This is a genomic window from Ferrovum myxofaciens, assembly GCF_000735045.1.
Lineage (GTDB): Bacteria > Pseudomonadota > Gammaproteobacteria > Burkholderiales > Ferrovaceae > Ferrovum > Ferrovum myxofaciens.
Window position 1 is genome coordinate 1 of the sequence record NZ_JPOQ01000246.1, and the last position, 812, is coordinate 812.

The following is an 812-nucleotide window of genomic DNA, read 5'->3' on the forward strand; positions in this document are numbered from 1 at the left end:
CATAGAATTCAAATCTACAAGGCGGTTGCTTATCAGACAAGAAAAACCATTTCGAGAGCCAATTGCGGTTGTCGCAATCACCCGGTTTTCCGCTGCACTGTCTGGAAAAATCCGTGGCATCTGGTATACGCAATTGTTGAAGTGTTGGTTGAAGTACATCCAGGTCTTCGTGAAGGGCCGATAGAGTGCTTTTACCACACCGGCCGGAATGAACTGCCTGGTTTTATGGCGACCCAAGTCCTGCTTCACCTCTCGGGTCCAACTCATTCTGGTGGAATTAAAGTTCAGAAATAAGTCCACATCAGGCCACTCGGATTTTGTCAGTCCACTGCTGGCCACTTTGTAGCGTTCCACTTCGCCATTATAGAACTCAACCATGTTGGTCACTGTGTTGATGAGTTTTAAACGGGAGCAGTTATAGACCCACGCATCCCGATTGGTTTTGACGCCACTGGAATAATTCTCAAACAACTTCAAGGATTCCGTCCCTGACTTGTCTCCCAAGACAATATATTCGCTGAACCCGTCATCGCGCTGGTTGAGCCAGTCCCCATGCTGGTCCGGGGTAACGGTTTGCCACCGTTGTTGCTCGGTTATCCCTGCAATACTGCCAAACTCGATGAGTTTGCCCAGTTTTTCCTCGCGGGTCAGGTAGTCTCCGATGTCGTGAAAGTAAATCTGGCCCTGCTGTTCCCCGTTTGGATTTTTGACCAGCAATGAGATGGCAATGGGCGCACGGCTCCCCATCCCAAAAACGTTATCTTTTTCCTTGCGTCGTAATTCTCCTGCCGTTCGAGCATTCCCCCTCAAAT

1 protein-coding gene is annotated in these 812 nt (G+C 49.3%); it reads right to left on the reverse strand.

Features of this window, described 5'->3' with window-relative positions; translation table 11 throughout:
* Positions 1-812, reverse strand: an 812-nt coding sequence (locus IV91_RS18565) for a type ISP restriction/modification enzyme (RefSeq protein ID WP_035418275.1), incomplete at both ends; no start/stop codon positions are given.